Raw genomic sequence first — 23,305 nt, 5'->3', positions numbered from 1 at the left:
TCTAATTCTTCGCAACGGCGGGTTGGGCCGTCGTCGGTGCAATCGGTTCCCGCCAGCCAACGGCCAACCCGTTGGCGTACCGCAGATCGATGCGGGCGATGTTGGTGATCTGCTCTTTGAGTGTCTTGTCGTAAATGGCAATGAAACGGCGCATCTTCTCCACCAGGTGATCACGCCCCAACAACAGCTCGATCCCCGGGCCGGCGCTGCCTGCGCCGGTGGTGAGGAACCAACTGCCCCGCTCGCGCAGCTCCAGGCGAGCGATGGAAAACCCCAGGGGGCGCAGCATCTGGCTCAATACCTGATATTGCTGCATGACTTTTTGCTGGGCACGCTGCGGCCCGAACAGCTGCGGCAGGTGCTCATAGTTGGCCAGTTCGCGCGGGGTGAAGGCCTGGCCCTGGTTGTTGAGCAGGGCTTCATCCCCCCAGCGCGCCACCGGCAACTGTTCTTCCAGGCGGATCACCACCTCGTCCGGCCAGACCCGGCGAACCTCGGCGTGGGCGATCCAGGGCATCTGCTCGAGCTCCAGGCGCATGGCCGTCAGATCCACGCTGAAGAAGCTCGCCGCCACATAGGGCGCGATCCGTTGCTGCACCGCCTGCTGGCTGATGTAGCTCAGGTCGCCCTGCACGGCGATCCGGGTGATCGGCCGGTCGGCGTACGGCATCAGGCGCAACGCGCCTTCGTAGGCGCCGAAGCCGGCGGCCACCAGCAGTACCGGCCAGAGCAGGCGCTTGAGCGCGCTGAAGTTGGCCTTGGGCAGGCGCGCCGACATTGGCTCCTTGGCCACCAGTCGGCTGGCACCGCGCGGCACCGGCTTGCTACGGCCGGTGGCGGGTTGCTGATGACGGAACATCGCGCCTTGCATGGCGGTTAACCTCGCGTCTCGACGCTGTCGGCCAGGATCGCCAGCACCAGTTGCTGGAAGTCCAGGCCGGCCGCGCGGGCAGCCATCGGCACCAGGCTATGGTCGGTCATGCCCGGTGCGGTGTTGACCTCGAGCAGCCAGAAGCGACCCTGCTCGTCCTGCATCACGTCCAGCCGGCCCCAGCCTTCGATGCCGATGGCATCGCAGGCGCGCGCGGTCAGTTCGATCAGTTCCTGTTCCTTGGCGCTGTCCAGGCCGCACGGGATGCGGTACTGGGTATCGTTGGCCAGGTACTTGGCGTCGTAGTCGTAGAACACGTGCGGCGTACCCAGGGCGATCGGCGGCAATACCTGGCCACGCAGCACGGCGACGGTGAATTCCGGGCCGTGGATCCATTGCTCGACCAGGACCTGGGAATCGTATTGGGCGGCATCCCTCCAGGCAGCGACCAGCTCTTCCACGCTGTTCACCTTGGCCATGCCGATACTGGAACCTTCATGGGCGGGTTTGACGATCAACGGGAAGCCCAGTTCCGTGCCCGCGGCGACACAGTCGTTTTCATTGGCCAGCACGGCGTGGCGTGGCGTCGGGATGCCCAGGCTTTGCCACACCTGCTTGGTGCGCAGCTTGTCCATGGCCAGGGCCGAGGCCAGGATGCCGCTGCCGGTGTAGGGGATGTCCAGGCACTCAAGCAGGCCCTGCATGCTGCCGTCTTCGCCACCACGGCCGTGGAGGATGATGAAGGCGCGGTCGATCTTCTCGCTCTGCAGGCGCGCGAGCAGGTCGTCGCCCACATCGATGCCGACCACGTCGACACCGGCACTGGTCAGCGCCTGCAGCACCGCGGTGCCGGACTTGAGGGAAACCTCACGCTCGGCGCTCTTGCCGCCGTAGAGCACGGCGACGCGACCGAAGGCCTTCACGTCCATGGTCGAATGCAGCTTGTCGTAGGCACGGGTCATTTCGACTTCTCCTGGCGGGTGACGGTGCCGGCGAACAGCGGGCTTTTCATCAATTGCGGGGCCAGGCCACCGATGTCACCGGCACCCTGGCAGAGCAGGATGTCGCCGGCGCGCAGCAACGGCTTGACCAGCGGCGCCAGGTCGACGCCGCGTTCGATGTAGATCGGGTCCAGTTGGCCGCGCTGGCGGATGCTGTGGCACAGCTGGCGGCTGTCGGCCCCGGGGATCGGCTCCTCGCCGGCCGGGTACACCTCCATCAGCAGCAGCACGTTGGCGTCGGCCAGCACCTGCACGAAATCGTCGTACAGGTCGCGGGTACGGCTGTAGCGGTGCGGCTGGTAGACCATCACCAGGCGCCGGCTCGGCCAGCCGCCGCGCACGGCCTTGATCACCGCGGCCACTTCGGTCGGGTGGTGGCCGTAGTCGTCCACCAGCATCACGCTGCCGTCCTCGACCGGCAGCTCGCCGTATACCTGGAAGCGTCGACCCACGCCCTGGAAGCCCGACAGGCCCTGGACGATGGCCTCGTCGCTGATGCCCTCGTCGGTGGCGATGGCGATGGTGGCCAGGGCGTTGAGCACATTGTGGTTGCCCGGCATGTTGACCGAGACATCCAGCGGCTCGCGATCACGGCGCAGCACGGTGAAGTGGGTCTGCATGCCCTGCTGGCGCACGTTGATGGCGCGCACGTCGGCCTCGTCGCTGAAACCGTAGGTGACGGTCGGGCGCTTGACCTGCGGCAGGATCTCGCGCACCACCGGGTCGTCCAGGCACATCACCGCCAGGCCGTAGAACGGCAGGTTGTGCAGGAACTCGACGAAGGTCTTCTTCAGCTTGTTGAAGTCGCCTTCGTAGGTGGCCATGTGGTCGGCGTCGATGTTGGTGACCACGGCGACCATCGGCTGCAGGTGCAGGAAGCTGGCATCGCTCTCGTCGGCTTCGGCGATCAGGTAGCGGCTGGTGCCGAGCTGAGCGTTGGTGCCAGCCGCGGTCAGGCGTCCGCCGATGACGAAGGTCGGGTCCAGGCCACCGGCGGCGAACACCGAGGCCAGCAGGCTGGTGGTGGTGGTCTTGCCGTGGGTACCGGCCACGGCGACACCGTGACGGTAGCGCATCAGCTCGGCGAGCATCTCGGCACGCGGCACCACGGGGATGCGCCGCTCCAGGGCGGTGGCGACTTCCGGGTTGGCCGGGTTGATGGCACTGGAGACCACCAGCACATCGGCGTTGGCGGCGTTCTCGGCGCGATGGCCGACGAAGATCTCGGCGCCGAACGACTCCAGCCGCTCGGTGACCGGCGAGGCCTTGAGGTCAGAGCCGGACACCTGGTAACCCAGGTTCAGCAGCACCTCGGCGATGCCGCACATGCCCACGCCGCCGATACCGACGAAGTGGATGCGGCGGATACGGCCCATCTTCGGCTGAGGCATGGCTTTCTGGCTTTCAACCATGGGCCACCTCCAGGCAGATATCGACCACGGTGCTGGTTGCGGCAGGTTTGGCCAGCCGCCGTGCGGTGCTGGCCATGGTGTTGAGTTTCTCGGGTTGCATCAGCACCTCGTTCAGGCGTTCAGCGAGCTGCGCTGCGCCAGTTGTCGCTTGTGGCATCAGGAAGGCGGCACCTTCGCGAGCCAGGTATTGGGCGTTGTGGGTCTGGTGGTCGTCGATGGCGTGGGGCAAGGGCACCAGCATCGAGGGCAGGCCTGCCGCCGCGAGTTCGCTGACGGTCAGGGCGCCGGCCCGGCACACCACCATGTCGGCCCAGCCATAGGCCTGGGCCATGTCCTTGATGAAGGGCTCTACCTGAGCCTCGACGCCCGCTTCGCGATAACGCTCGGCGGTGATCGACGCATGCTGCTTGCCGGCCTGGTGGAACACCTCCGGGCGCAGGTCCGCTGACACTTCCGACAGGGCCTTAGGCAGCAATTTATTCAATGGTTCCGCACCCAGGCTGCCGCCGAGCACCAATAGCCGCGCACGCCGCTCGGCCAGGGGCGCGCGCGACGCCTCCAGGAACAGCTCAGGGCGCACCGGATTGCCGGTGGTACGGCGCTTGGCGCTGGCCGCGAAGGTGTCAGGGAAAGCTTCGCAGACGCGCGCCGAGAGGGGCACCAGCAGCCGATTGGCGGTACCGGCACGGGCATTCTGCTCGTGGATCACCAGCGGCACGCCGCACAGCCGCGCGGCCACGCCACCTGGGCCGGTCACGTAGCCGCCGAAGCCCAGCACGCAGGCCGGCTTCAGTTGGCCAATGATGCGCCGCGCCTGCAGCACCGCCTTGACCAGGGTGAATGGTGCCTTGAGCAGCGACAGCTTGCTCTTGCCACGCAGCCCGCTGACCTGGATCAGGTGCAAGGGCAAGCCGGCCTGGGGCACCAGTTCGTTCTCGATGCCGCGCGGGGTGCCCAACCAGTGCACGTTGTAGCCACGGGCCTGGAATTCGCGGGCGCAGGCCAGGGCCGGGAACACGTGGCCCCCGGTGCCGCCCGCCATGATCAGGACGTTCTTGCCGTCAGCGGCCATGGTAGGTCTCCTCGGCAAAATCGCTTTCCTTGAATTCGTGCTCCTCGCTGCCCAGGTGCGTGCGGCTCTCCCATTCGATACGCAGCAACAGCCCCACGCAGGCACAGCAGATGACCAACGAGCTGCCGCCATAGCTGAGGAACGGCAGGGTCAGGCCCTTGGTCGGCAGCAGGCCGACATTCACCCCGATGTTGATGAGGAACTGGCCTATCCACAGGAAGGCCAGGCCGAAGGCCATGTAGGCGGCGAAGAATTGCTTGGCCTTCTCGGCCCACAGGCCGATGTACAGGGCGCGCACGGTGACGAAGACGAACAGCGCCACGGTGCACAGCGAGCCGAGCACACCCAGCTCCTCGGCCAGGACCGAGAACACGAAGTCGGTGTGCGCCTCGGGCAGGTAGAACTGCTTCTGCACGCTGTTGCCCAGGCCCACGCCCAGCCACTCGCCACGACCGAAGGCGATCAGCGCCTGGGTCAGCTGGTAGCCGGAACCGAACTGGTCGGCCCAGGGGTCGGTGAAGGTGATCAGGCGCGCCATCCGGTAGGGCTGCGCCTGTACCAGGATGAACACCGCCACCACCGCCAGCGCCACCATCAGGCTGAAGCGGAACAACCCCACCCCACCAAGGAACAGCATGGCCGCCGCGGCGCCCATCATCACCACGGTGGCGCCGAAGTCCGGCTCCATCAGCAGCAGGCCGGCCATCGGCAGCAGCACGATGAACGGCTTGAAGAAGCCCATCCAGCTTTCGCGCACCTCTTGCTGGCGGCGCACCAGGTAGCCGGCCAGGTAGATGACCACGAAGACCTTGGCGATCTCCGAGGGCTGGACGTTGAAGAAGCTGAAGCCGATCCAACGCATGGAGCCGTTCACTTCGCGACCGATGCCGGGCACCAGCACCAGCACCAGCAAGCCGAAGGCGCCCAGCAGCATCATGAAGCCCATGCGCTGCCAAGTGGCGATCGGCACCATCATGGTCGCCCCGCAAGCGATCAGGCCCAGGGCCACGTACACCAGGTGGCGGAACATGTGGTACAGCGGGTTGCCCGACTGCACCGCGGCGACTTCCGAGGAGGCCGAGGTGATCATCACCAGGCCCAAGCCGAGCAGCGCCAGGCAGCCGGCGAGGAACGGGAAGTCCAGGTCGATGCCTCGGCCGCTGATCAGCGGCGACGGATAGGGCTTGATGATGCCGAAGATCATGCCAGCCCTCCTGCCGCCTGGGCGAACAGACGCCCGCGTTCTTCGAAGTTGCGGAACATGTCGAGGCTGGCGCAGGCCGGCGACAACAGCACGGCATCGCCGGGCTGGGCCAGTTCGGCGCAGCGCTGCACGGCCTCGTCCAGGGTCTTGACCCTGACCTGCCGCACACCCTCGCCGAGCGACTCGGCCAGGCGCTCGGCATCGCGGCCGAGCAGGACCACGGCGCGGCAGTAGCGCGCCACCGGCTCGCGCAAAGCGGAGAAATCGGCCCCCTTGCCGTCACCGCCGGCAATCAGCACCAGCTTGCCGTCGATATCCGCGCCCAGGCCCTCGATGGCGGCCAGGGCGGCACCGACGTTGGTGGCCTTGGAATCGTCGTACCAGTTCACCCCGTTGCGCTCGCGCACCCATTGGCAACGGTGGGCGAGCCCGGCGAATTCGCGCAGGGCCTCGAGCATCGGTGCGAACGGCAGGCCCACCGCATGGCCCAGGGCCAGCGCGGCCAGGGCATTGCTCTGGTTGTGGGCACCCCGGATCTTCAGCTCGCGCACCGGCATCAGGGCCTGGAACTCGAAGGCCAGGTGTTTTTCACCGTCCACTTCGCGCAGGCCGAAGGCCTTGAAGTCCGGCACGTTGAGGCCGAAGGTCCAGCAGGGCCGGCCTTCGACCGGCAGCGGCCGGCTCAGGGCGTCCTGGCGGTTCACCACCACCTGGCGGGCGCCGCGAAAGATCCGGTGCTTGGCCAGGTGGTAGGCCGGCAGGCCGCTGTAGCGGTCCATGTGGTCTTCGCTGATGTTGAGCACGGTGGCCACTTCGGCATTGAGCTGCTCGGTGGTCTCCAGCTGGAAGCTGGACAACTCCAGGACGTACAGCTCCACGGCGTCGTCGAGCAGATCGAGCGCCGGCGTGCCGAGGTTGCCGCCCACTGCCACACGTTTGCCAGCCTTGGCGGCCATCTCGCCGACCAGGGTGGTCACGGTGCTCTTGGCGTTGGAGCCGCTGATGGCCACGATCGGCGCCTTGGCATACCGGGCGAACAGTTCGATGTCGCCGGACAGGCGCACGCCACGCGCCGCGGCCTGCTGCAGCGCCGGTGTGGCCAGGGCCAGGCCGGGGCTGACGTACAACTCGTTGGCGCGGCACAGGAAGTCCACGTCCAGTTCGCCACAGCGCACTTCCACCTGCGGGTACTCGCGGCGCAGGGTATCCAGTTCCGGCGGCTGCTCGCGGGTGTCGGCGACCGCAAAGGCGATGCCCCGGTTCGCCAGAAAGCGAACCAGGGACATGCCGCTCTTGCCGAGGCCGACAACGATGCGGAATTGGTCGGAAGCGATCAGTGACACGCTCATCTACCTCAGTTTCAGGGTGGCAAGGCCGATCAGCACCAGAATCACGGTGATGATCCAGAAACGGACGATCACCCGTGGCTCGGGCCAACCCTTGAGTTCAAAGTGGTGGTGGATCGGTGCCATGCGGAACACGCGCTTGCCGGTCAACTTGAACGAAGCGACCTGGATCACCACCGACAGGGTTTCCATGACGAACACCCCGCCCATGATGAACAGGACGATCTCCTGGCGGACGATCACCGCGATGGTGCCCAGCGCAGCGCCCAGCGCCAGGGCGCCGACGTCGCCCATGAACACCTGGGCCGGGTAGGTGTTGAACCACAAGAAGCCCAGGCCCGCGCCGATCAGCGCGCCGCAGAACACGATCAGCTCGCCCGAGCCCGGCACGTACGGGATCAGCAGGTATTCGGCGAATTTCACGTTGCCCGACAGGTAGCAGAAGATGCCCAGGGCGCCGCCGACCATCACTGTCGGCATGATCGCCAGGCCATCGAGGCCATCGGTGAGGTTGACCGCGTTGCTCGAGCCGACGATGACGAAATAGGTCAGCACGACGAAGCCGATGCCCAGGGGGATGGTGACATCCTTGAGGAACGGCACGATCAGGGTGGTCTCGACGCTGGTCGGGGCGGTCATGTAGAGGAACACCGCGGCGCCCAGGCCGAACACCGACTGCCAGAAATACTTCCAGCGGCTCGGCAGGCCACGGGAGTTCTTCTCGATCACCTTGCGGTAGTCGTCGACCCAGCCGATGGCGCCGAACAGCATGGTCACCACCAGCACGACCCAGACATAACGGTTGGACAGGTCGGCCCACAGCAGGGTGCTGATGCCGATGGCCGACAGGATCAGGGCGCCGCCCATGGTGGGGGTGCCCGACTTGGACAGGTGCGATTGCGGGCCGTCGTTACGCACGGCCTGGCCAATCTGGCGGATCTGCAGGGTACGGATCATCCACGGCCCCAGCCACAGCGCCAGGGACAACGCGGTCAGTACGCCCAGGATCCCGCGCAGGGACAGGTACTGGAAGACCGCGAAGCCCTTGTGGAACTGTTGCAGATACTCGGCCAACAGCAGCAGCATTAATGTTTCTCCCCGCTGGCACCGCACAAGGCCGCCACGACGTTTTCCATCGCAGCGCTGCGCGAGCCCTTGATCAAGATAGTGGTGTTGCTGGCATGCTCGCCGCGAACAGCGTCGATCAGCTCAGCCTGAGTAGCGAAATGACGGCCATTGGCGCCGAACGCCTTGACCGCATGGGCCATGTTGGTACCCACCGCGTACAGGGCGTCGACCTTGCCGCGCGCGTAGTCGCCCACCTGGCGGTGGCCTTCCTGCGCCCATTGCCCCAGTTCGCCGATATCCCCGAGCACCAGGACGGTCCGCCCGGAAAAGCCGGCGAGTATATCAATGGCGGCGCACATCGAGGTGGGATTTGCGTTGTAGCTGTCGTCGATCACCCTGACGCCGTTGGGCGCGATTTGCGCCACGCTACGCCCCTTGACCGGCTGGACCGCGCCCAGCCCGGCCGCGATACCGGCAAGGCTCACACCCAGGGCATGGGCGGCAGCGGCGCCAGCCAGGGCATTGCTGACGTTGTGGGTGCCCAGCAGGTTCAGTTGCACCGCGACCGAGCCTTGCGGCCCGTGCAGGGTGAAGGATGGGCAACCACGGGCATCGCGACCGATGTCGCTGGCGTGGAAGTCGGCCTGCGGATTGGCCAGGGCGAAACTCAGGACCCGATGGGCACCCGCACGCACGTGCCAAGTGCCAAAGGCCTTGTCGTCCAGGTTGAGGATGGCCGTGCCGCCCTCGCCCAGGCCTTCGAGGATCTCGCCCTTGGCCTCGACGATTTTTTCCGGGCCGCCGAACTCGCCGACGTGGGCGGTCCCGGCGTTGTTGATGATGACCACTTCAGGGCGGGTCAAGCCGACGGTGTAGCGGATCTCGCCGATGCGCGAGGCGCCCAGCTCGATCACCGCGGCACTGTGCTCGGGGGCGATTTCCAGCAGGGTCAGCGGTGCGCCGAGGTCGTTGTTGAGGTTGCCACGGGTGGCCAGCACCGGGCCTCGGGTGCGCAAAATGCAGGCGAGCATCTCTTTGACGGTGGTCTTGCCGCTGGAGCCGGTGATGGCAACGACCGGCTTGTCGAACGCGGCGCGATTCAAGGCACCGAGCTGGCCCAGGGCCAGGCGGCTATCGGCGACCAGCAGTTGCGGCAGCTCGACATCGGCGATCTCACGCTCCACCAGGGCGGCCACGGCGCCCTTGGCCTTGACGTCGGCCAGGTAGTCATGGCCGTCGAAACGCGGGCCGGCCAGGGCGACGAACAACTGCCCGGCAGCCACCGTGCGGCTGTCGATGCTGACGCCGTCGAAGCGGGCATCGTCGCCAACCACCCGTGCGGCGAGCGGTGCGCTCAATTGGCTGAGTGTCATGGGCTTAAGCATGCGGAGCCTCCCAGGCTGCAAGTGCCTTCTCGGCTTCGACCAAGTCGGAGAAGTCAAGGCGCTGGCCGTTGATCTCCTGGTAATCCTCGTGCCCCTTGCCGGCCAGGACGATCACGTCGTCGGCGGCAGCGGTGGCGATCAGGTGCGCGATGGCCTCGCCACGGCCGGCGACGAACTCGACATCGACAGGCTTGGCGAAACCGGGGCGAATATCGTCGAAAATACGCTGCGGATCTTCGCTACGCGGATTGTCGTCGGTGACCAGCACGCGGTCGGCCAGGCGCTCGGCCACCTGGGCCATCAGCGGGCGCTTGCCACGGTCACGGTCGCCGCCGCAACCGAACAGGCACAGCAGGCGGCCATGGGCATGCGGGCGCAAGGCTTCGAGGACCTTCTCCAGGGCATCGGGCGTGTGTGCGTAGTCGACCACCACCAGCGGCTTGTCGCCGCCGCCCAGGCGCTGCATGCGACCGACCGGCCCCTGCAGTCGCGGGGTGACCTTGAGAATCTCGTCCAGCGGATAGTCCAGGGCCAGCAGGGTCGCCACGGCGGCGAGCATATTGCTCAGGTTGAAGCGCCCGAGCAGGCAGCTGCGCAGGGCATGCTCGCCTTGCGGGGTGACGATCACGGCACGCACGCCGTCGTCGTCGAAACTCGCCTGTTTGCAGAACAGCGTCGCCGCCGGGTCCTGCAAGCTGTAGCTGATCAGCCGCGACTCGGCGTGGACCATGGCCAGGCGACGACCGAAGTCATCGTCCAGGTTGACCACCCGGCACTGCAGGTTCGGCCAGGCGAACAGCCGGGCCTTGGCGGCCTCGTAGGCCTCCATGCTGCCGTGGTAGTCCAGGTGGTCGCGGGACAGGTTGGTCATCACGGCGATATCGAAGGCCAGGGCGGCCACCCGGCCCTGCTCCAGGGCATGGGACGACACCTCCATGGCCACGGCCTTGGCGCCGCCCTTCTTCAGGTCGTTCAGGGTCGCCTGCACGGCGATCGGGTCGGGCGTGGTCAGGCGGCCGCTGCGCAGCTCGCCATAAAAGCCGGTGCCGAGCGTACCGATCAGCCCACAGCGCCGGCCCAGCGCATCGAGCGCCTGGGCCACCAGCTGGGTGACACTGGTCTTGCCGTTGGTGCCGGTGACGCCGACCAGGTCGAGCTGGCGGCTCGGTTCGCCATAGAAGCGCCCGGCGATCTGCGACAGCTGGCCGATCAGGCCCTTGACCGGAATCAGCGGCACGTCGGTGATCGGCAGGACGCTTGCGCCCTGCTCTTCATAGGCCACCGCGGCGGCGCCACGGGCCAGCGCGTCGGCGATGTGCGCACGGCCGTCGACCTTGGCGCCGGGGACAGCCAGGAACAGGTCGCCCGGCCGCACCTGGCGGCTGTCGAGGGTCAGCTCGCGGATCAGCGGATCGCGGCTGGCATGGGCGAAAAGCTTGCTCAATGGCATCGTCATCAACCACGCCCTCCCTTGGCGGGTACTGCACTGGCCTGCTGCGTATCTGGCGGCGGCAGGTTGTCCGGCGGCACGTTCATCAGGCGCAGGGTGCCCGACATCACCTTGCTGAACACCGGCGCCGAGACCAGGCCGCCGAAGTAACCACCCTTGCTCGGCTCGTCGATGACCACGACGATGGCGTAGCGCGGGTCGCTCATCGGACCGAAGCCGGCGAACAGCGAACGGTAGGCGTTTTCCGTGTAGCCCTTGGCACCGACGGTGGCCTTGCGCGCCGTACCGGACTTGCCACCGACGTGGTAGAACGGCACCTGGGCGCGGAACACCCCACGCGGGGCCTCGATGACCTGCTGCAGCATGCCCTGGATGGTCTCGGCGGTTTCTTTCGGGATCGCCTGGACGGCTTCCGGGGCCTTGTCGACCTTGAGGATCGACAGCGGCACCATCTTGCCGTCGTTGGCCAGGGCGGCGTAGGCATGCACCAGTTGCAAGGCAGTCACCGAGACGCCATAGCCGTAGGACAGCGTGGCAGTCTCGGCCTTGCGCCATTCGCGATGGTTGGGCAGGTTGCCGACTCGCTCGCCAGGGAAGCCCAGGCCGGTGTACTGGCCCAGGCCCAGTTGCGACATGACCCGGTAGATGGCGTCGCCACCGATGTCGAAGGCGATCTTGCTCATGCCCACGTTACTGGAGTTGATCAGGATGCCGGTCAGGTCGAGGATCGGGCCCTCGCTACGGGACACGTCCTTGATGGTGTAGCGGCCGATCTGCAGGCTGCCGGGGTAGACCTCGACCTTGTCGGTCGGCTTCCAGCGGCCACTCTGCAACGCCGCGCTCATGGAGATCGGCTTGACCGTCGAGCCAGGCTCGAACACATCGATGATCGCCCGGTTGCGCATCGCGGCGGGGAACATGCTGCGGCGGTTGTTCGGGTTGTAGGTCGGCTGGTTGACCATGGCCAGGACCTCGCCGGTCTTGACGTCCATGATCACCAGGCTGCCGGCCTTGGCGTCCTGTTCGGCGATGGCGTTGCGCAGCTCGCGGGTGGCCAGGTACTGCAGGCGCAGGTCTATCGACAACGCCAAGGTCTTCCCGGCCTTGGCGTTCTTGGTCACCTGGATGTCCTTGATCAGCCGGCCACGCCGGTCCTTGATCACCTGCCGCTTGCCGGGCACGCCGGCGAGCCATTCGTCGTAGGCCAGCTCCACGCCTTCGCGCCCGTGATCGTCCAGGTCGGTGAAGCCGACCATGTGCGCGGTGACGTCCCCCGCCGGGTAGAAGCGGCGGAACTCCTCCATGCCGTAGACACCGGGGATCTTCAGGTCGAGCACTTGCTGGCCCTGCTCCGGGGTCAGGCCGCGGACCAGGTAGATGAACTCCTTGTTGGCCTGCTGGGTCAGGCGCTCGCTCAACTGCTGGGCGTTCTGCCCCAAGGCGGCGGCCAGTTGCCCCCAGCGCTCCTTGGAGGCCTGCATTTCCTTGGGGTTGGCCCACAGGGTGGTGACCGGCGTACTGACGGCCAGGGGCTCGCCATTGCGGTCGGTGATCAGGCCACGGTGCGCAGGGATCGGGATATGCCGCAGGCTGCGGGCGTCGCCCTGCCCCTTGAGGAAGTCACGGTCGATGACCTGCAGGTCGATGATGCGCCAGCAGATGGCGCCGACCATCAGCGCCAGCAATGCGATCACCACCCGGAAGCGCCAGGGGTAGAGTGCGCCTTCGAGCTTCATCATGGTGCCACCATCCGCACTTCGTCAGCGGCCGGCACACGCATGCGCAGTTGCTCGGTAGCCAGGTTCTCGATACGGCTATGGGCGGTCCAGGTGCTCTGTTCGAGGATCAACCGCCCCCATTCGGCCTGGACCTTGTCGCGCTCGTTCAGCTCACCGTAGAGGGTGTTGAGCAGTTGGCGGTTCCAGTGGGCGCTGTAGGACACCGCGATGGCCGAAACCAGGACACCGGCGAACAGCAGAAGCATCAGGAAGCTTCCGCCTGGCAAAGGTTTGGCGAACAGCCGGCTCACCGTAACTTCTCCGCCACCCGCATCACGGCACTGCGCGCGCGCGGGTTGGCCTTGAGTTCGGCATCGGAGGCGAACTGCGCCTTGCCGACCAGACGGATCTTCGGCTCGAAGGCCTTGTGCTGCACCGGCAGGTTGCGCGGCAGGCTGTCTGCCTCGCCCTTGGCCAGCTTGCGCATGAACAGCTTGACGATGCGGTCTTCCAGGGAGTGGAAGCTGATCACCACCAGGCGGCCACCGACTTCCAGCGCATCGAGCGCCGCCTCAAGGCCAGTCTCCAGGTCGCCCAGCTCGTTGTTGATGTGAATGCGCAGGCCCTGGAAGGCACGGGTTGCCGGGTTCTTGCCCTTTTCCCAGGCAGGGTTGGCCGCCTTGAGCACCTCGGCCAGGTCGCCGGTGCGGGTAAAGGGCTGTTGCTCCCGGCGCTGTACCACGGCACGGGCCATGCGTTTGGCGAAGCGCTCTTCGCCATATTCCTTGAAGACCCGGGCGATCTCCTCCTCGGGCGCGCTGGCGATGAACTCGGCAGCACTGAAACCCTTGCCCGGGTTCATGCGCATGTCCAGCGGGCCATCATTGAGGAAGCTGAAGCCGCGCTCGGGATCGTCCAGTTGCGGCGACGACACGCCCAGGTCGAGCAGCACGCCACTGACCTTGCCGTGCAGGCCGCGCGCAGACACTTCGTCGCCCATCTCGGCAAAGCTGCGCTGCACAATGACAAAGCGGCCGTCTTCGGCCGCCAGCGCTTGCCCCGTGGCAATCGCCTGTGGGTCCTTGTCGAAGCCCAGCAACCGCCCTTGCGGCCCGAGCTTGCTGAGAATCAGGCGGCTGTGCCCACCTCGCCCGAAGGTGCCATCCAGATAGCAACCATCGGCGCGCAGGGCCAGTGCCTCGACAGCCTCGTCGAGCAGCACGGTGATGTGGTTGAAGCCGCTATCTATAGTCACAGGATCAGGTCACGCAAATCGTCGGGCATGGCGCCCGGTTGTTGAATAGCTGCAAGATCAGCTGCCGAAACCGCGTTCCAGGCATCCTCATCCCACAGCTGGAATTTGTTCAGCTGCCCCACCAGCATCGCCTTCTTGTCGAGCTTGGCGTATTCGCGCAGGCGTGGCGGAACCAGGAAACGCCCACTGCCATCGAGCTCCAGGTCTACCGCATTACCGATCAGCAGACGCTGGAGGCGGCGGTTTTCCTCACGCAACGACGGCAAGGCGCGCAACTTGGCTTCTATCTGTTCCCACTCATCGAGGGGGTAGACACACAAGCAGGGATCGACAGCGTCGATGGTCACGATCAGCTGACCACCACAACGCGAATCGAGCTCGTCACGGTACCGACTCGGCATGGCGAGTCGGCCCTTTGCATCGAGGCTGACGGCGTTGGCTCCGCGGAACACGGCTGCGATTCCCCACAATGTTAGCTTTTTTGTGTCAGAAAACCCACTTCATCCCACTTTCTGCCACTTGCGCACACTATAGGAATCCGTCCGCTGCACCGTCAAGGCACGTTCATAAGGAAATCCCTTACAGGACGGCGATTTAGCTCAACATAGGAAGGAGGAAGGACTACAGGGAGAAAATTCTGGAGGGAAAAATCAAGCGCACTCAGTTGGATAGCCCACCAAGTTAAAGTGATTTATTAAGAGTAAGATTTTTTTGGTATTACCAGGACACATCTGCTATCGATTCAAGCAGGAGAAGGAGGTGGAGAGTCGATCTATAAGCCGGGTTCTGTCGAGGACAGTCATTCCTCTACGACGGCCATCACTGGACGCCTTTAGCAACCTACCCGGTTCCGACGCGGGCCACGCCGTATGGAACCCTATTTGGTCTTGCTCCGAGTGGGGTTTACCTAGCCACGAACTGTTGCCAGCCGTGCGGTGCGCTCTTACCGCACCTTTTCACCCTTACCGGCACCGAAGTGCTTAGGCGGTTGTTTTCTGTGGCACTTTCCGTAGGCTCGCGCCTCCCAGGCATTACCTGGCACTCTGCCCTATGGAGCCCGGACTTTCCTCCCCCTTCTTTTGCGGAACAAAAGAAGGCAGCGACTGTCCAATCGACTCTCCGCCGACAAGGTTAACGGCACGCGTGCCCAAGAACAAGTGATACGGTAAACAATACCAAAAAGCCACTATTTGGCTTTCTGTTTATCCAGGGCCATTTGATACAGCAGGTTCTTGCGCACACCCGTGATTTCCGCCGCCAGGGCAGCCGCCCGCTTCAGCGGCAATTCCGCCAGCAACAGATCCAGCACGCGCTGTGCCTGGGCGCTGATCGCCTGGTCGTCCTCGGGCGCACTCCACCCCCCCACCAGCACCACGCACTCGCCCCGCTGCTGATTGCCGTCGCCCGCGACGAAGGCACGCAGTTCGCCCAACGGCAGGCCCTTGAGGGTCTCGAAGGTCTTGGTCAGTTCACGCCCCAGCACCGCCGGACGCTCCGCGCCGAAGACCGCCTCCATGTCCTCCAGGCACTCGAGGATACGATGCGGCGCCTCATAGAAGATCAGCGTACGCGGTTCTTCCTTTACCTGCTCCAGACGCGCACGACGCCCGGCGGCCTTGGCCGGGAGAAAACCTTCGAAGATGAAGCGGTCCGACGGCAGGCCCGCCGCCGACAATGCTGTGATCAGCGCGCAGGCGCCGGGCACCGGGACCACCCTCACCCCCGCCGCACGCGCCTGGCGCACCAGGTGGTAGCCCGGATCAGAGATCAACGGCGTGCCGGCGTCGGACACCAGCGCCACATCGTCCCCGGCCAGAAGACGGGTGATGAAACGCCCGCCTTCGTCGCGCTCGTTGTGCTCATGACAGGCCGCCAGCGGCGTGTCGATGCCGAAGTGCTGCAGCAGGCGTACCGAGTGACGGGTATCCTCGGCGGCGATCAGGGCCACGTCCGCCAGCACCTTCAGCGCCCTGGCGCTCATGTCGTCGAGGTTGCCGATCGGCGTCGCGACGACATAGAGCGTACCCACCGTGGATTTCGAAGTCCCTGCACCATCACTCACTGCGCACACCTGCCTTTCGGATCAAAGGCGCCATTGTAGCCCGAGTGCCAGGGCGCTGTACGGCCAATTCAGCGCCCGTCCCCATGCCCCGACCACGCGGACCTTGCGCAACATGGCGCAAGGAACTTCGCGGCCATCCCCTGCCAGGCGACCTATAGTGAAGGATCGACGTCAGCAAGATCGCGCCCTGGCCGACGCTTGGGTACAATTGCCGGCCAACTTGATCGAGTAACAGGACCTTTACATGATCGCTTGCCTGCGGCTGCTCACAGCCCTCTGCCTCGCTGCCCTGCTGGCAGCCTGCGCCAGCTCGCCCTCATCCAGCCTGGGCGAACTGCCACGCACCCCGGATGCCAGCATCGAGCAGTTGCTCGACAAGGCCGCCACCAGCAAGTCCGCGGAAGATGCCGCCCTACTGCGCCTGAGCGCCGCCGACATGGCCTACCGGCAGAAGGACTACCCGCGCGCCGCACGCATCCTCGAACAGGTTCCCCTGGATGGGCTCAAGCCTGCCCAGCAGGTGTTCGCCAGCACCCTGGCCGCCGAGCTGGCCATGAGCCGCAACCAGCCCAAGGCAGCACTGGACGCCCTCTCCCACCCGAGCCTGCAGCGCCTGGGCGAACTGCCGCAAGCGCAACAGGCACGCACCTACAGCGTCCACGCCGCCGCCCTGGAAGCCGACGGCCAGGCCCTGGCCGCCGCACAGCAGCGTGTCCTGCTCGCCCCACTGCTCGAAGGCCAGGCAGCCGAAGCCAACCATGACGCCATCTGGGCCCTGGTCGCGTCGCTGCCGGCCGAGCAACTGCAGCAGCCGGCCAGCGACGAGACCCTGGCCGGCTGGACCAGCCTGGCCCTGGCGGTGAAAAGCGCCGGCACCCTCGAGCAGCAGCAGGCTGCCATCGACACCTGGAGCGCGCAGCACCCGAACCATCCGGCCGCCCAGCAACTGCCGCTGGCCCTGGTCAAGCTCAAGGAGCTGGCCAGCCAGCCGCTGACCAAGATCGCCCTGCTGCTGCCCCAGGAAGGCCCGCTGGCCGGTGTGGCCCGTGCCCTGCGCGACGGCTTCATGGCCGCCCACTTCCAGGCCCAGCAGTCCGGCCAACCGGCCCCGGCCGTGCAGGTCTTCGATAGCTCGCGCATGACCTCGCTCGATGATTTCTACAACCAGGCCCAGGCGGCCGGCGTACAACTGGTGGTAGGGCCACTGGAAAAACCGCTGGTGAAGAAACTCGCCGCCTACCCGCAGTTGCCGATCACCACCCTGGCACTGAACTACGCCGATGCAGGCCAGCAGGCGCCAGCACAGCTGTTCCAGTTCGGCCTCGCCGCCGAGGACGAGGCCCGCGAGGTCTCGCGCCGCGCCCGCGCCGACGGCATGGTCCGAGCCGTGGCCCTGGTCCCCAGCGGCGAATGGGGTGAGCGCGTACTCGCCGCCTTCCGCCAGGACTGGGAAAGCCATGGCGGCACCCTGCTGGCCGCCGAACGCATTGCCCAGCCGGTCGCCCTGGCCCAGCAGATCGCCGACCTGTTCCAACTGCGCCAGAGCGAAGGCCGCGCCAAGAGCCTGCAGAGCACCGTGGGCGGCACCATCGCCGCACAACCGTCGCGCCGCCAGGACATCGACTTCATCTTCCTCGCCTCCACGCCGCAGCAGGCACAGCAGATCAAGCCGACCCTGAACTTCCAGTACGCCGGCGACGTGCCGGTCTATGCCACCTCGAACCTGTACAGCGCCAGCGGCGACGTCAACCAGTACAACGACATGAACGGCATCCGCTTCTGCGAGACGCCATGGCTGCTCGACAACACCAACAGCCTGCGCCAGCAGGTGGTCCAGCAATGGCCCCAGGCCGCCGGTAGCCTCGGCCGCCTGTATGCCATGGGCGTCGATGCCTACAGCCTGGCGCCGCGCCTGGGCCAGCTCAAGGCCCTACCGGACAACCGCATCGAAGGCCTTTCCGGCAGCCTGAGCATGAACGCCAGCCAGCGCATCGAACGCCAGCTGCCCTGGGCGGAGTTCGCTGGCGGCCAGGTCAAGCGCCTCCCGGATACGCCGCGCTGATGCCCGACGCATCGCCTTCGAGCGCCGGCGCAGCCGCAGAAAACCACGCCCTCGACTTCCTTCGGGGGCGTGGTCTGCAACTGCTGGCACGCAACTGGCGATGCAAGGGAGGCGAGCTCGATCTGGTCATGCTCGACGCCGATACAGTAGTATTCGTCGAAGTCCGCTACCGGTTGCACGCGGCCTTCGGCGGCGCCCTGGGCAGCATCGACGGGCGCAAGCAGAAACGACTGGCGCTTGCCGCCAACCTGTTCCTGCAGAAGGAGTCCCGCTGGGCCAAGCATCCCTGCCGCTTCGACGTCATCGCCCTGCAGGGCAGGCACCATGCAGGCCAACCGCTGCAATGGCTGAAAAACGCCTTCGAATGCTGAACCCATTCCGATTTTTTTGCTCTATGTTTCGCGGGCAGGTCACCGTCGCGCGTCGCGCCGGCCACCGCCCCTCTTAAGGTCACACCAGATGGACATGCAATCCCGAATTCGCCGGCTGTTCCAGGCCAGCATCGACACCAAGCAACAGGCAATGGACATCCTGGCACCGCACATCGAGCAGGCCAGCCTGGTCATGGTCAATGCCCTGCTCAACGAGGGCAAGATGCTCGCCTGCGGCAACGGTGGATCGGCTGGCGATGCCCAGCACTTTTCCTCGGAGCTGCTCAACCGTTTCGAGCGCGAACGCCCGAGCCTACCGGCCATTGCCCTGACCACCGACAGCTCGACCCTCACCTCGATCGCCAACGACTACAGCTACAACGAAGTCTTCTCCAAGCAGATTCGCGCCCTGGGCCAACCGGGCGACGTGCTGCTGGCGATCTCCACCAGCGGCAACTCGGCCAACGTGATACAAGCGATCCAGGCCGCGCACGACCGCGAGATGACCGTCGTGGCATTGACCGGGCGAGACGGCGGCGGGATGGCTTCGCTGCTGCTGCCCGAAGACGTGGAGATCCGCGTGCCAGCGAACGTCACCGCGCGAATCCAGGAAGTCCACCTGCTGGCGATCCATTGCCTGTGCGACCTGATCGACAGCCAACTGTTCGGGAGTGAAGAATGATCCCCAAGCGCCTCGGCCTGATGGCCCTGACCCTGTGCCTGAGTGTTTCCGGCTGCAGCTCGGTACTGACCTCTGCACGTAACTCGCCGATCGAAGATGATCGCGGCACCCGCACCATCGGCAGCAAGATCGACGACTCGCTGATCGAGACCAAGGTCTCGGTCAACGTCGCCAAGGCCAACCCCGACCTGGACAAGGGTTCGCACATCGTCGTCAGCAGCTACAACGGCGTTGTCCTGCTCGCCGGCCAGACCCCTCGCGCCGACCTCAAGAGCCTGGCCGAGCAAACCGCCAGCCAGGTGCAGCGGGTCAAGAAAGTGCACAACGAACTGCAGGTCATGCAGCCCTCCTCGATCCTGGCCCGCAACAACGACGCCTGGCTGACCACCAAGATCAAGACCCAGATGCTGGCTGACGCCAACGTTCCAGGCTCGCGCATCAAGGTGATCACCGAGAACGGCATCGTCTACATGCTGGGCCTGGTGACCCAGAAGGAGGCCACCGCCGCCACCAACGTGGTACAGGGCGTGTCTGGCGTGCAGAAGATCGTCAAGCTGTTCGAGTACATCGACTGACGACAGCGAAGCTACATCGGGGCTGCTTCGCAGCCCCCTCCCTGGATTACAAGACCTGCTTGACTGGCCGGCCTTGGTCCAGGGTCGCCTTCCAGGTTACTTGACCACCTTCAGGCTTGGCCTGCCACTCGGGCGTGGCGGCTGACCACCGCCCTCGGGCGGGCCGTCGTCATCCGGTTCGACATCGTCTTCCAGCTCGTCGCTGTCCATCAGCGGCGGCTCGAGCTCGAACACCATGCCCTGGCCATTCTCCCGGGCATAGATACCCAGGATCGCGCCCACTGGCACGAACAAGGAATGGGCCACGCCACTGAAGCGGCCCTCGAAGCTCACCGCGTCATTGTCCATGTGCAGGTTGCGCACGGCGTTGGGGGAAATGTTCAGGACGATCTGGCCGTCGCTGGCGAATCCCTGAGGCACCTGGACTGCCGGGTACTCGGCATTGACCAGCATGTGGGGGGTGCAATCGTTGTCGACGATCCACTCGTACAGCGCACGAACCAGATAGGGGCGACTGGAGTTCATCAACGGCTCCTTAAACCTTGCGCATTTCACGTTCAGCAGCGGACAGGCTCGCCTGGAAAGGCTCGCGGGCGAACTGTCGCTCCATGTAGTCCAGCAGCGGCTTGGCCTGCCGCGGCAAGTCGATACCCAGTACCGGCAACCGCCATAGTATGGGCAGTAGACAACAGTCGACCAGACTTTGCTCCTCACTCATGAAACAAGAAAACTCGCCGAACAGCGGGGAGACACCTGTCAGGCTTTCACGTAGCGCCTTGCGCGCCTCGGCGCACGCAGCCTCGCTGCTGCGCGGATCCAGCACGGTATCCGCCAGCGAACACCAGTCGCGTTGGATGCGATGCATCAGCAAACGGCTGTTGCCCCGAGCCACCGGGTAGACCGGCATCAACGGCGGATGCGGATAACGTTCCTCGAGGTACTCCATCACAACGGTCGACTCGTACAGCGCCAGGTCTCGATCGACCAGGGTCGGCACGCTGCCATAGGGGTTCACCTCGACCAGCCCGGGCGGCAGGCGGCCGGGATCGACGTCGATGATCTGCACACTGACGCCTTTCTCCGCGAGAACAAGGCGTACCCGATGAGAATAATGGTCAGCGGGGTCGGAATAGCAGGCTAACCTGTTGGTCGCGCCCATGTAGCTCCTCCTCGCATGGGAATGCTTGTGAAACTGCAAATGCAAACGCGCCCTGAGGAGCCCTCCGCTGTCGCGGGGAGCGCCCCAGGGCGCGTTCAACTACCAGCAAAAACTACTGCGTGATCAATGCACGTCCTTCCAGTATTCGCGCTTGAGCAAATAGGCGAATACGAAGAAGAAAGCCAGGTACAGCAACACATAGGTACCGATGCGCTGGCTCTCCAGTTTGACCGGGTTGGCCGAATAGGCCAGGAAGGTCACCAGGTTCTTGACCTTCTCGTCGAACTGCTCAGGCGTCAGGGTACCGGAATTCGGCTCGATGGTCAGCTGGTCGCAGGCTTCATGGGTCAGCGGGCTGCCCGTCAGCGGGTCGAACTGCTTCTTGCCATCGACCACGGTCTGCACCTGCTTGCAGCCGATCACCTGGTTACCCTGCAGGCCAACCAGCACGTTGGGCATGCCGACGTTCGGGAACACCTTGTTGTTCACCCCATAAGGACGCGACTTGTCCTCGTAGAAGCTGCGCAGGTAGGTGTACAGCCAGTCGTTGCCGCGCACCCGGGCGACCAGGGTCAGGTCGGGCGGCGCCGCACCGAACCAGACCTTGGCATCGTCGGGCTGCATGCCGATCTGCATGTGATCGCCGATCTTGGCGCCGGTGAACACCAGCTTCTCGAGCATCAGCTCGTGGGGAATGCCCAGGTCATCGGCGACCCGCTCGTAACGCTGGAACTTGGCGCTGTGGCAACCCATGCAATAGTTGGCGAAGGTACGCGCACCGTCTTGCATGGCGGCCTTGTCGGTCAGGTCGATATCGACCTTGTCCAGCTCCAGGCTCTGCTCCGCGGCGAAGGACAAGGCAGGCATCACTGCCAGGAACAATACTGCAATAAGCTTTTTCATCAGCCAGTCACCCTTTCCGGAACCGGTTTGGTCTTCTCGAGCCTGGTGTAGAACGGCATCAGGAGGAAGTAGGCGAAATACAGCACGGTGCAGACCTGCGACAGCAAGGTCCGGCCCGGCGTAGGCGCCAGCACACCCAGCACACCCAGAATCACGAAGGCCACGCAGAACACCAGCAGGAACAGCTTGCTCAGCCAGCCCTTGTAGCGCATGGAGCGCACCGGGCTGCGGTCAAGCCAGGGCAGCACGAACAGCACAGCGATCGCGGCGCCCATGGCGATGACGCCGAACAGCTTGTCGGGGACCGCTCGCAAGATCGCGTAGAACGGCGTGAAGTACCAGACCGGCGCGATGTGCTCGGGGGTCTTGAACGCATTCGCCTGTTCGAAGTTCGGTTTCTCCAGGAAGTAGCCGCCCATCTCCGGGAAGAAGAACACCACGGCACAGAAGACGAAGAGGAACACCACGACGCCGACGATATCCTTGACGGTGTAGTACGGATGGAAGGGAATGCCGTCGAGGGGCACGCCGTTCTCGTCCTTGTTCTTCTTGATGTCGATGCCGTCGGGGTTGTTCGAACCCACTTCGTGCAACGCCAGGATGTGCAGCACCACCAGCCCGAGGATGACGATCGGCAAGGCGATCACATGGAGGGCGAAGAAGCGGTTCAGGGTGATGCCGGAGATCAGGTAGTCACCCCGGATCCACTGGGTCAGGTCGTCGCCGATCAGCGGGATGGCGCCGAACAGCGAGATGATCACCTGGGCGCCCCAGTAGGACATCTGGCCCCAGGGCAGCAGGTAACCCATGAACGCCTCGGCCATCAACGCCAGGTAGATCAGCATGCCGAACAGCCAGACCAGCTCGCGCGGCTTCTGGTACGAGCCGTAGAGCAGGCCGCGGAACATGTGCAGGTAGACCACGATGAAGAACGCCGAAGCGCCGGTGGAGTGCAGGTAGCGCAGGATCCAGCCGTACTCCACGTCACGCATGATGTACTCGACCGAGGCGAAGGCCTCTTCCGCCGAGGGCGTGAAGCTCATGGTCAACCAGACGCCGGTGACGATCTGGTTGACCAGCACCAGCAGGGCCAGGGAGCCGAAGAAGTACAGGAAGTTGAAGTTCTTGGGCGCGTAATACTTGCTCAGGTGGTCTTCCCACATCTTGGTGGCGGGGAAGCGAGCATCAATCCAGTCCATGAACTTGCTCATCATGCGTTCTCCTGATCGACGCCGATGACGATGATGTCGTCCGACTCGTAAGAGTGCGGAGGCACTGGCAGGTTGAGGGGTGCCGGCTGGGCCTTGTAGACACGGCCGGCCAGGTCGTAGTGCGAACCGTGGCAAGGGCAGAAGTAGCCGCCGACCCATTTCGGCCCGAGGTCGGCCGGCGCGACTTCAGGGCGGAAGGTCGGCGAGCAGCCCAGGTGGGTGCACAGGCCGACGAGGACAAGGATCTCGGGCTTGATCGAGCGGTTTTCCGGGTCGACATAGGTCGGCTGATCCGAGGCCTTGGACTCGGGATCGGAGAGCTCTCCGGCGATTTTCTTGAGGTTCCCGAGGATCTCTTGCGTTCGCCGCACGATGAACACCGGCTGGCCACGCCACTCAGCGACCATCTGCTGGCCCGGCTCGACCTTGGCGATATTGACCTTCACCGGTGCACCTGCGGCTTTCGCCTTGGCACTGGGAAACCATGACCCCACGAAT

Annotated in this window: 23 protein-coding genes and 1 other RNA gene; 4 read left to right on the top strand and 20 right to left on the bottom strand. The window is 65.1% G+C overall.

Annotated elements, in window-relative coordinates:
- Position 1: 1 nt before the first annotated feature.
- The 15 genes from WCE05_RS20235 to rsmI all read right to left on the bottom strand — a co-directional run bounded on the left by WCE05_RS20235 (position 2) and on the right by rsmI (position 15,844).
- Positions 2-871 (bottom strand): cell division protein FtsQ/DivIB, encoded by an 870-nt coding sequence (locus tag WCE05_RS20235; protein WP_253081264.1) that lies wholly within the window; start codon positions 869-871, stop codon positions 2-4.
- A 5-nt stretch (positions 872-876) separates the two neighbouring features.
- A complete protein-coding gene (locus tag WCE05_RS20230) occupies positions 877-1,833 on the bottom strand; it encodes a D-alanine--D-alanine ligase (protein WP_225789392.1) in 957 nt (318 codons plus the stop codon).
- Positions 1,830-3,284 carry a UDP-N-acetylmuramate--L-alanine ligase gene (gene murC, locus WCE05_RS20225; protein ID WP_225789393.1) on the bottom strand — a complete coding sequence of 485 codons (1,455 nt, stop codon included), beginning with the start codon at positions 3,282-3,284 and terminating at the stop codon, positions 1,830-1,832. Before murC ends, WCE05_RS20230 begins: the two co-directional genes overlap by 4 nt.
- Positions 3,277-4,356, bottom strand: coding sequence for an undecaprenyldiphospho-muramoylpentapeptide beta-N-acetylglucosaminyltransferase (murG, locus tag WCE05_RS20220; RefSeq protein WP_253099579.1), 1,080 nt, complete (start codon positions 4,354-4,356; stop codon positions 3,277-3,279). The genes murC and murG overlap by 8 nt, the downstream gene beginning before the upstream one ends.
- Positions 4,346-5,557: a putative lipid II flippase FtsW gene (gene ftsW, locus WCE05_RS20215; protein ID WP_225789501.1), complete on the bottom strand. Its 1,212-nt coding sequence runs from the start codon at positions 5,555-5,557 to the stop codon at positions 4,346-4,348. The genes murG and ftsW overlap by 11 nt, the downstream gene beginning before the upstream one ends.
- Positions 5,557-6,903 (bottom strand): UDP-N-acetylmuramoyl-L-alanine--D-glutamate ligase, encoded by a 1,347-nt coding sequence (gene murD, locus WCE05_RS20210; RefSeq protein ID WP_253081270.1) that lies wholly within the window; start codon positions 6,901-6,903, stop codon positions 5,557-5,559. Before murD ends, ftsW begins: the two co-directional genes overlap by 1 nt.
- A gap of 6 nt (positions 6,904-6,909) precedes the next feature.
- Positions 6,910-7,992 (bottom strand): phospho-N-acetylmuramoyl-pentapeptide-transferase, encoded by a 1,083-nt coding sequence (gene mraY, locus WCE05_RS20205; RefSeq protein ID WP_225789396.1) that lies wholly within the window; start codon positions 7,990-7,992, stop codon positions 6,910-6,912.
- Positions 7,992-9,359 (bottom strand): UDP-N-acetylmuramoyl-tripeptide--D-alanyl-D-alanine ligase, encoded by a 1,368-nt coding sequence (murF, locus tag WCE05_RS20200; RefSeq protein WP_253081265.1) that lies wholly within the window; start codon positions 9,357-9,359, stop codon positions 7,992-7,994. Before murF ends, mraY begins: the two co-directional genes overlap by 1 nt.
- Positions 9,352-10,815 (bottom strand): UDP-N-acetylmuramoyl-L-alanyl-D-glutamate--2,6-diaminopimelate ligase, encoded by a 1,464-nt coding sequence (locus tag WCE05_RS20195; protein WP_225789398.1) that lies wholly within the window; start codon positions 10,813-10,815, stop codon positions 9,352-9,354. The genes murF and WCE05_RS20195 overlap by 8 nt, the downstream gene beginning before the upstream one ends.
- Positions 10,815-12,545 (bottom strand): penicillin-binding protein 2, encoded by a 1,731-nt coding sequence (locus tag WCE05_RS20190; RefSeq protein WP_225789502.1) that lies wholly within the window; start codon positions 12,543-12,545, stop codon positions 10,815-10,817. Before WCE05_RS20190 ends, WCE05_RS20195 begins: the two co-directional genes overlap by 1 nt.
- Positions 12,545-12,838 carry a cell division protein FtsL gene (gene ftsL / locus WCE05_RS20185; RefSeq protein WP_225789399.1) on the bottom strand — a complete coding sequence of 98 codons (294 nt, stop codon included), beginning with the start codon at positions 12,836-12,838 and terminating at the stop codon, positions 12,545-12,547. Before ftsL ends, WCE05_RS20190 begins: the two co-directional genes overlap by 1 nt.
- Positions 12,835-13,776: a 16S rRNA (cytosine(1402)-N(4))-methyltransferase RsmH gene (gene rsmH, locus WCE05_RS20180; protein WP_368816449.1), complete on the bottom strand. Its 942-nt coding sequence runs from the start codon at positions 13,774-13,776 to the stop codon at positions 12,835-12,837. The genes ftsL and rsmH overlap by 4 nt, the downstream gene beginning before the upstream one ends.
- A 2-nt stretch (positions 13,777-13,778) precedes the next feature.
- Positions 13,779-14,234: a division/cell wall cluster transcriptional repressor MraZ gene (gene mraZ / locus WCE05_RS20175; protein ID WP_225789400.1), complete on the bottom strand. Its 456-nt coding sequence runs from the start codon at positions 14,232-14,234 to the stop codon at positions 13,779-13,781.
- Between the two features lie 307 nt (positions 14,235-14,541).
- Positions 14,542-14,901: RNase P RNA component class A (gene rnpB / locus WCE05_RS20170), an RNA gene on the bottom strand.
- A 67-nt stretch (positions 14,902-14,968) separates the two neighbouring features.
- Positions 14,969-15,844, bottom strand: a complete 876-nt coding sequence (gene rsmI / locus WCE05_RS20165) for a 16S rRNA (cytidine(1402)-2'-O)-methyltransferase (protein WP_262967468.1) — start codon at positions 15,842-15,844, stop codon at positions 14,969-14,971.
- A 244-nt stretch (positions 15,845-16,088) separates the two neighbouring features.
- Between rsmI and WCE05_RS20160 the strand changes: the two genes are divergently transcribed.
- The 4 genes from WCE05_RS20160 (at position 16,089) to WCE05_RS20145 (ending at position 19,534) form a co-directional block, all read left to right on the top strand.
- Positions 16,089-17,906: a penicillin-binding protein activator gene (locus WCE05_RS20160; RefSeq protein ID WP_225789402.1), complete on the top strand. Its 1,818-nt coding sequence runs from the start codon at positions 16,089-16,091 to the stop codon at positions 17,904-17,906.
- Positions 17,906-18,277: a YraN family protein gene (locus WCE05_RS20155; RefSeq protein WP_225789403.1), complete on the top strand. Its 372-nt coding sequence runs from the start codon at positions 17,906-17,908 to the stop codon at positions 18,275-18,277. Before WCE05_RS20160 ends, WCE05_RS20155 begins: the two co-directional genes overlap by 1 nt.
- A gap of 88 nt (positions 18,278-18,365) precedes the next feature.
- On the top strand, positions 18,366-18,959 hold the full coding sequence (locus WCE05_RS20150; RefSeq protein ID WP_225789404.1) for a phosphoheptose isomerase: 594 nt from the start codon (positions 18,366-18,368) through the stop codon (positions 18,957-18,959).
- Entirely contained in the window at positions 18,956-19,534 is a 579-nt protein-coding gene (locus WCE05_RS20145; RefSeq protein ID WP_225789405.1) for a BON domain-containing protein, read from the top strand. The genes WCE05_RS20150 and WCE05_RS20145 overlap by 4 nt, the downstream gene beginning before the upstream one ends.
- Before the next feature lie 96 nt (positions 19,535-19,630).
- On the opposite strand, the gene WCE05_RS20140 is transcribed toward WCE05_RS20145, so the two are convergent.
- From WCE05_RS20140 to petA, 5 genes are all read right to left on the bottom strand, one after another.
- Complete coding sequence (locus WCE05_RS20140) at positions 19,631-20,059, bottom strand: ClpXP protease specificity-enhancing factor (protein ID WP_225789406.1); 429 nt, start codon at positions 20,057-20,059, stop codon at positions 19,631-19,633.
- A gap of 10 nt (positions 20,060-20,069) precedes the next feature.
- On the bottom strand, positions 20,070-20,693 hold the full coding sequence (locus WCE05_RS20135) for a glutathione S-transferase N-terminal domain-containing protein (protein WP_368816444.1): 624 nt from the start codon (positions 20,691-20,693) through the stop codon (positions 20,070-20,072).
- A 123-nt stretch (positions 20,694-20,816) separates the two neighbouring features.
- Positions 20,817-21,596, bottom strand: coding sequence for a cytochrome c1 (locus WCE05_RS20130; protein ID WP_225789408.1), 780 nt, complete (start codon positions 21,594-21,596; stop codon positions 20,817-20,819).
- The gene (locus WCE05_RS20125; protein ID WP_225789504.1) at positions 21,596-22,807 is read right to left on the bottom strand and encodes a cytochrome bc complex cytochrome b subunit; all 1,212 of its coding nucleotides are present in this window, start codon (positions 22,805-22,807) and stop codon (positions 21,596-21,598) included. The genes WCE05_RS20130 and WCE05_RS20125 overlap by 1 nt, the downstream gene beginning before the upstream one ends.
- Positions 22,807-23,305 (bottom strand): ubiquinol-cytochrome c reductase iron-sulfur subunit (gene petA / locus WCE05_RS20120; protein WP_368816443.1); only part of this gene is annotated, 499 nt, incomplete at its 5' end. The genes WCE05_RS20125 and petA, both read right to left, overlap by 1 nt.

Source organism: Pseudomonas sp. I2, assembly GCF_040984075.1.
Taxonomy (GTDB): Bacteria; Pseudomonadota; Gammaproteobacteria; order Pseudomonadales; family Pseudomonadaceae; genus Aquipseudomonas; species Aquipseudomonas guariconensis_B.
The sequence above is the reverse complement of the archived record's forward strand: the minus strand, read 5'-3'. Positions and strand labels throughout refer to the sequence as shown.

Bases quoted from the DNA above. Each gene is read 5' to 3' on its own strand.
- WCE05_RS20235 (WP_253081264.1), bottom strand. From the start codon at position 871: ATGCAAGGCGCGATGTTCCGTCATCAGCAACCCGCCACCGGCCGTAGC.
- WCE05_RS20230 (WP_225789392.1), bottom strand. From the start codon at position 1,833: ATGACCCGTGCCTACGACAAGCTGCATTCGACCATGGACGTGAAGGCC.
- murC (WP_225789393.1), bottom strand. From the start codon at position 3,284: ATGGTTGAAAGCCAGAAAGCCATGCCTCAGCCGAAGATGGGCCGTATC.
- murG (WP_253099579.1), bottom strand. From the start codon at position 4,356: ATGGCCGCTGACGGCAAGAACGTCCTGATCATGGCGGGCGGCACCGGG.
- mraY (WP_225789396.1), bottom strand. From the start codon at position 7,992: ATGCTGCTGCTGTTGGCCGAGTATCTGCAACAGTTCCACAAGGGCTTC.
- murF (WP_253081265.1), bottom strand. From the start codon at position 9,359: ATGCTTAAGCCCATGACACTCAGCCAATTGAGCGCACCGCTCGCCGCA.
- WCE05_RS20195 (WP_225789398.1), bottom strand. From the start codon at position 10,815: ATGACGATGCCATTGAGCAAGCTTTTCGCCCATGCCAGCCGCGATCCG.
- WCE05_RS20190 (WP_225789502.1), bottom strand. From the start codon at position 12,545: ATGAAGCTCGAAGGCGCACTCTACCCCTGGCGCTTCCGGGTGGTGATC.
- WCE05_RS20160 (WP_225789402.1), top strand. From the start codon at position 16,089: ATGATCGCTTGCCTGCGGCTGCTCACAGCCCTCTGCCTCGCTGCCCTG.
- WCE05_RS20155 (WP_225789403.1), top strand. From the start codon at position 17,906: ATGCCCGACGCATCGCCTTCGAGCGCCGGCGCAGCCGCAGAAAACCAC.
- WCE05_RS20150 (WP_225789404.1), top strand. From the start codon at position 18,366: ATGGACATGCAATCCCGAATTCGCCGGCTGTTCCAGGCCAGCATCGAC.
- WCE05_RS20145 (WP_225789405.1), top strand. From the start codon at position 18,956: ATGATCCCCAAGCGCCTCGGCCTGATGGCCCTGACCCTGTGCCTGAGT.
- WCE05_RS20140 (WP_225789406.1), bottom strand. From the start codon at position 20,059: ATGAACTCCAGTCGCCCCTATCTGGTTCGTGCGCTGTACGAGTGGATC.
- WCE05_RS20135 (WP_368816444.1), bottom strand. From the start codon at position 20,693: ATGGGCGCGACCAACAGGTTAGCCTGCTATTCCGACCCCGCTGACCAT.
- WCE05_RS20130 (WP_225789408.1), bottom strand. From the start codon at position 21,596: ATGAAAAAGCTTATTGCAGTATTGTTCCTGGCAGTGATGCCTGCCTTG.
- WCE05_RS20125 (WP_225789504.1), bottom strand. From the start codon at position 22,807: ATGAGCAAGTTCATGGACTGGATTGATGCTCGCTTCCCCGCCACCAAG.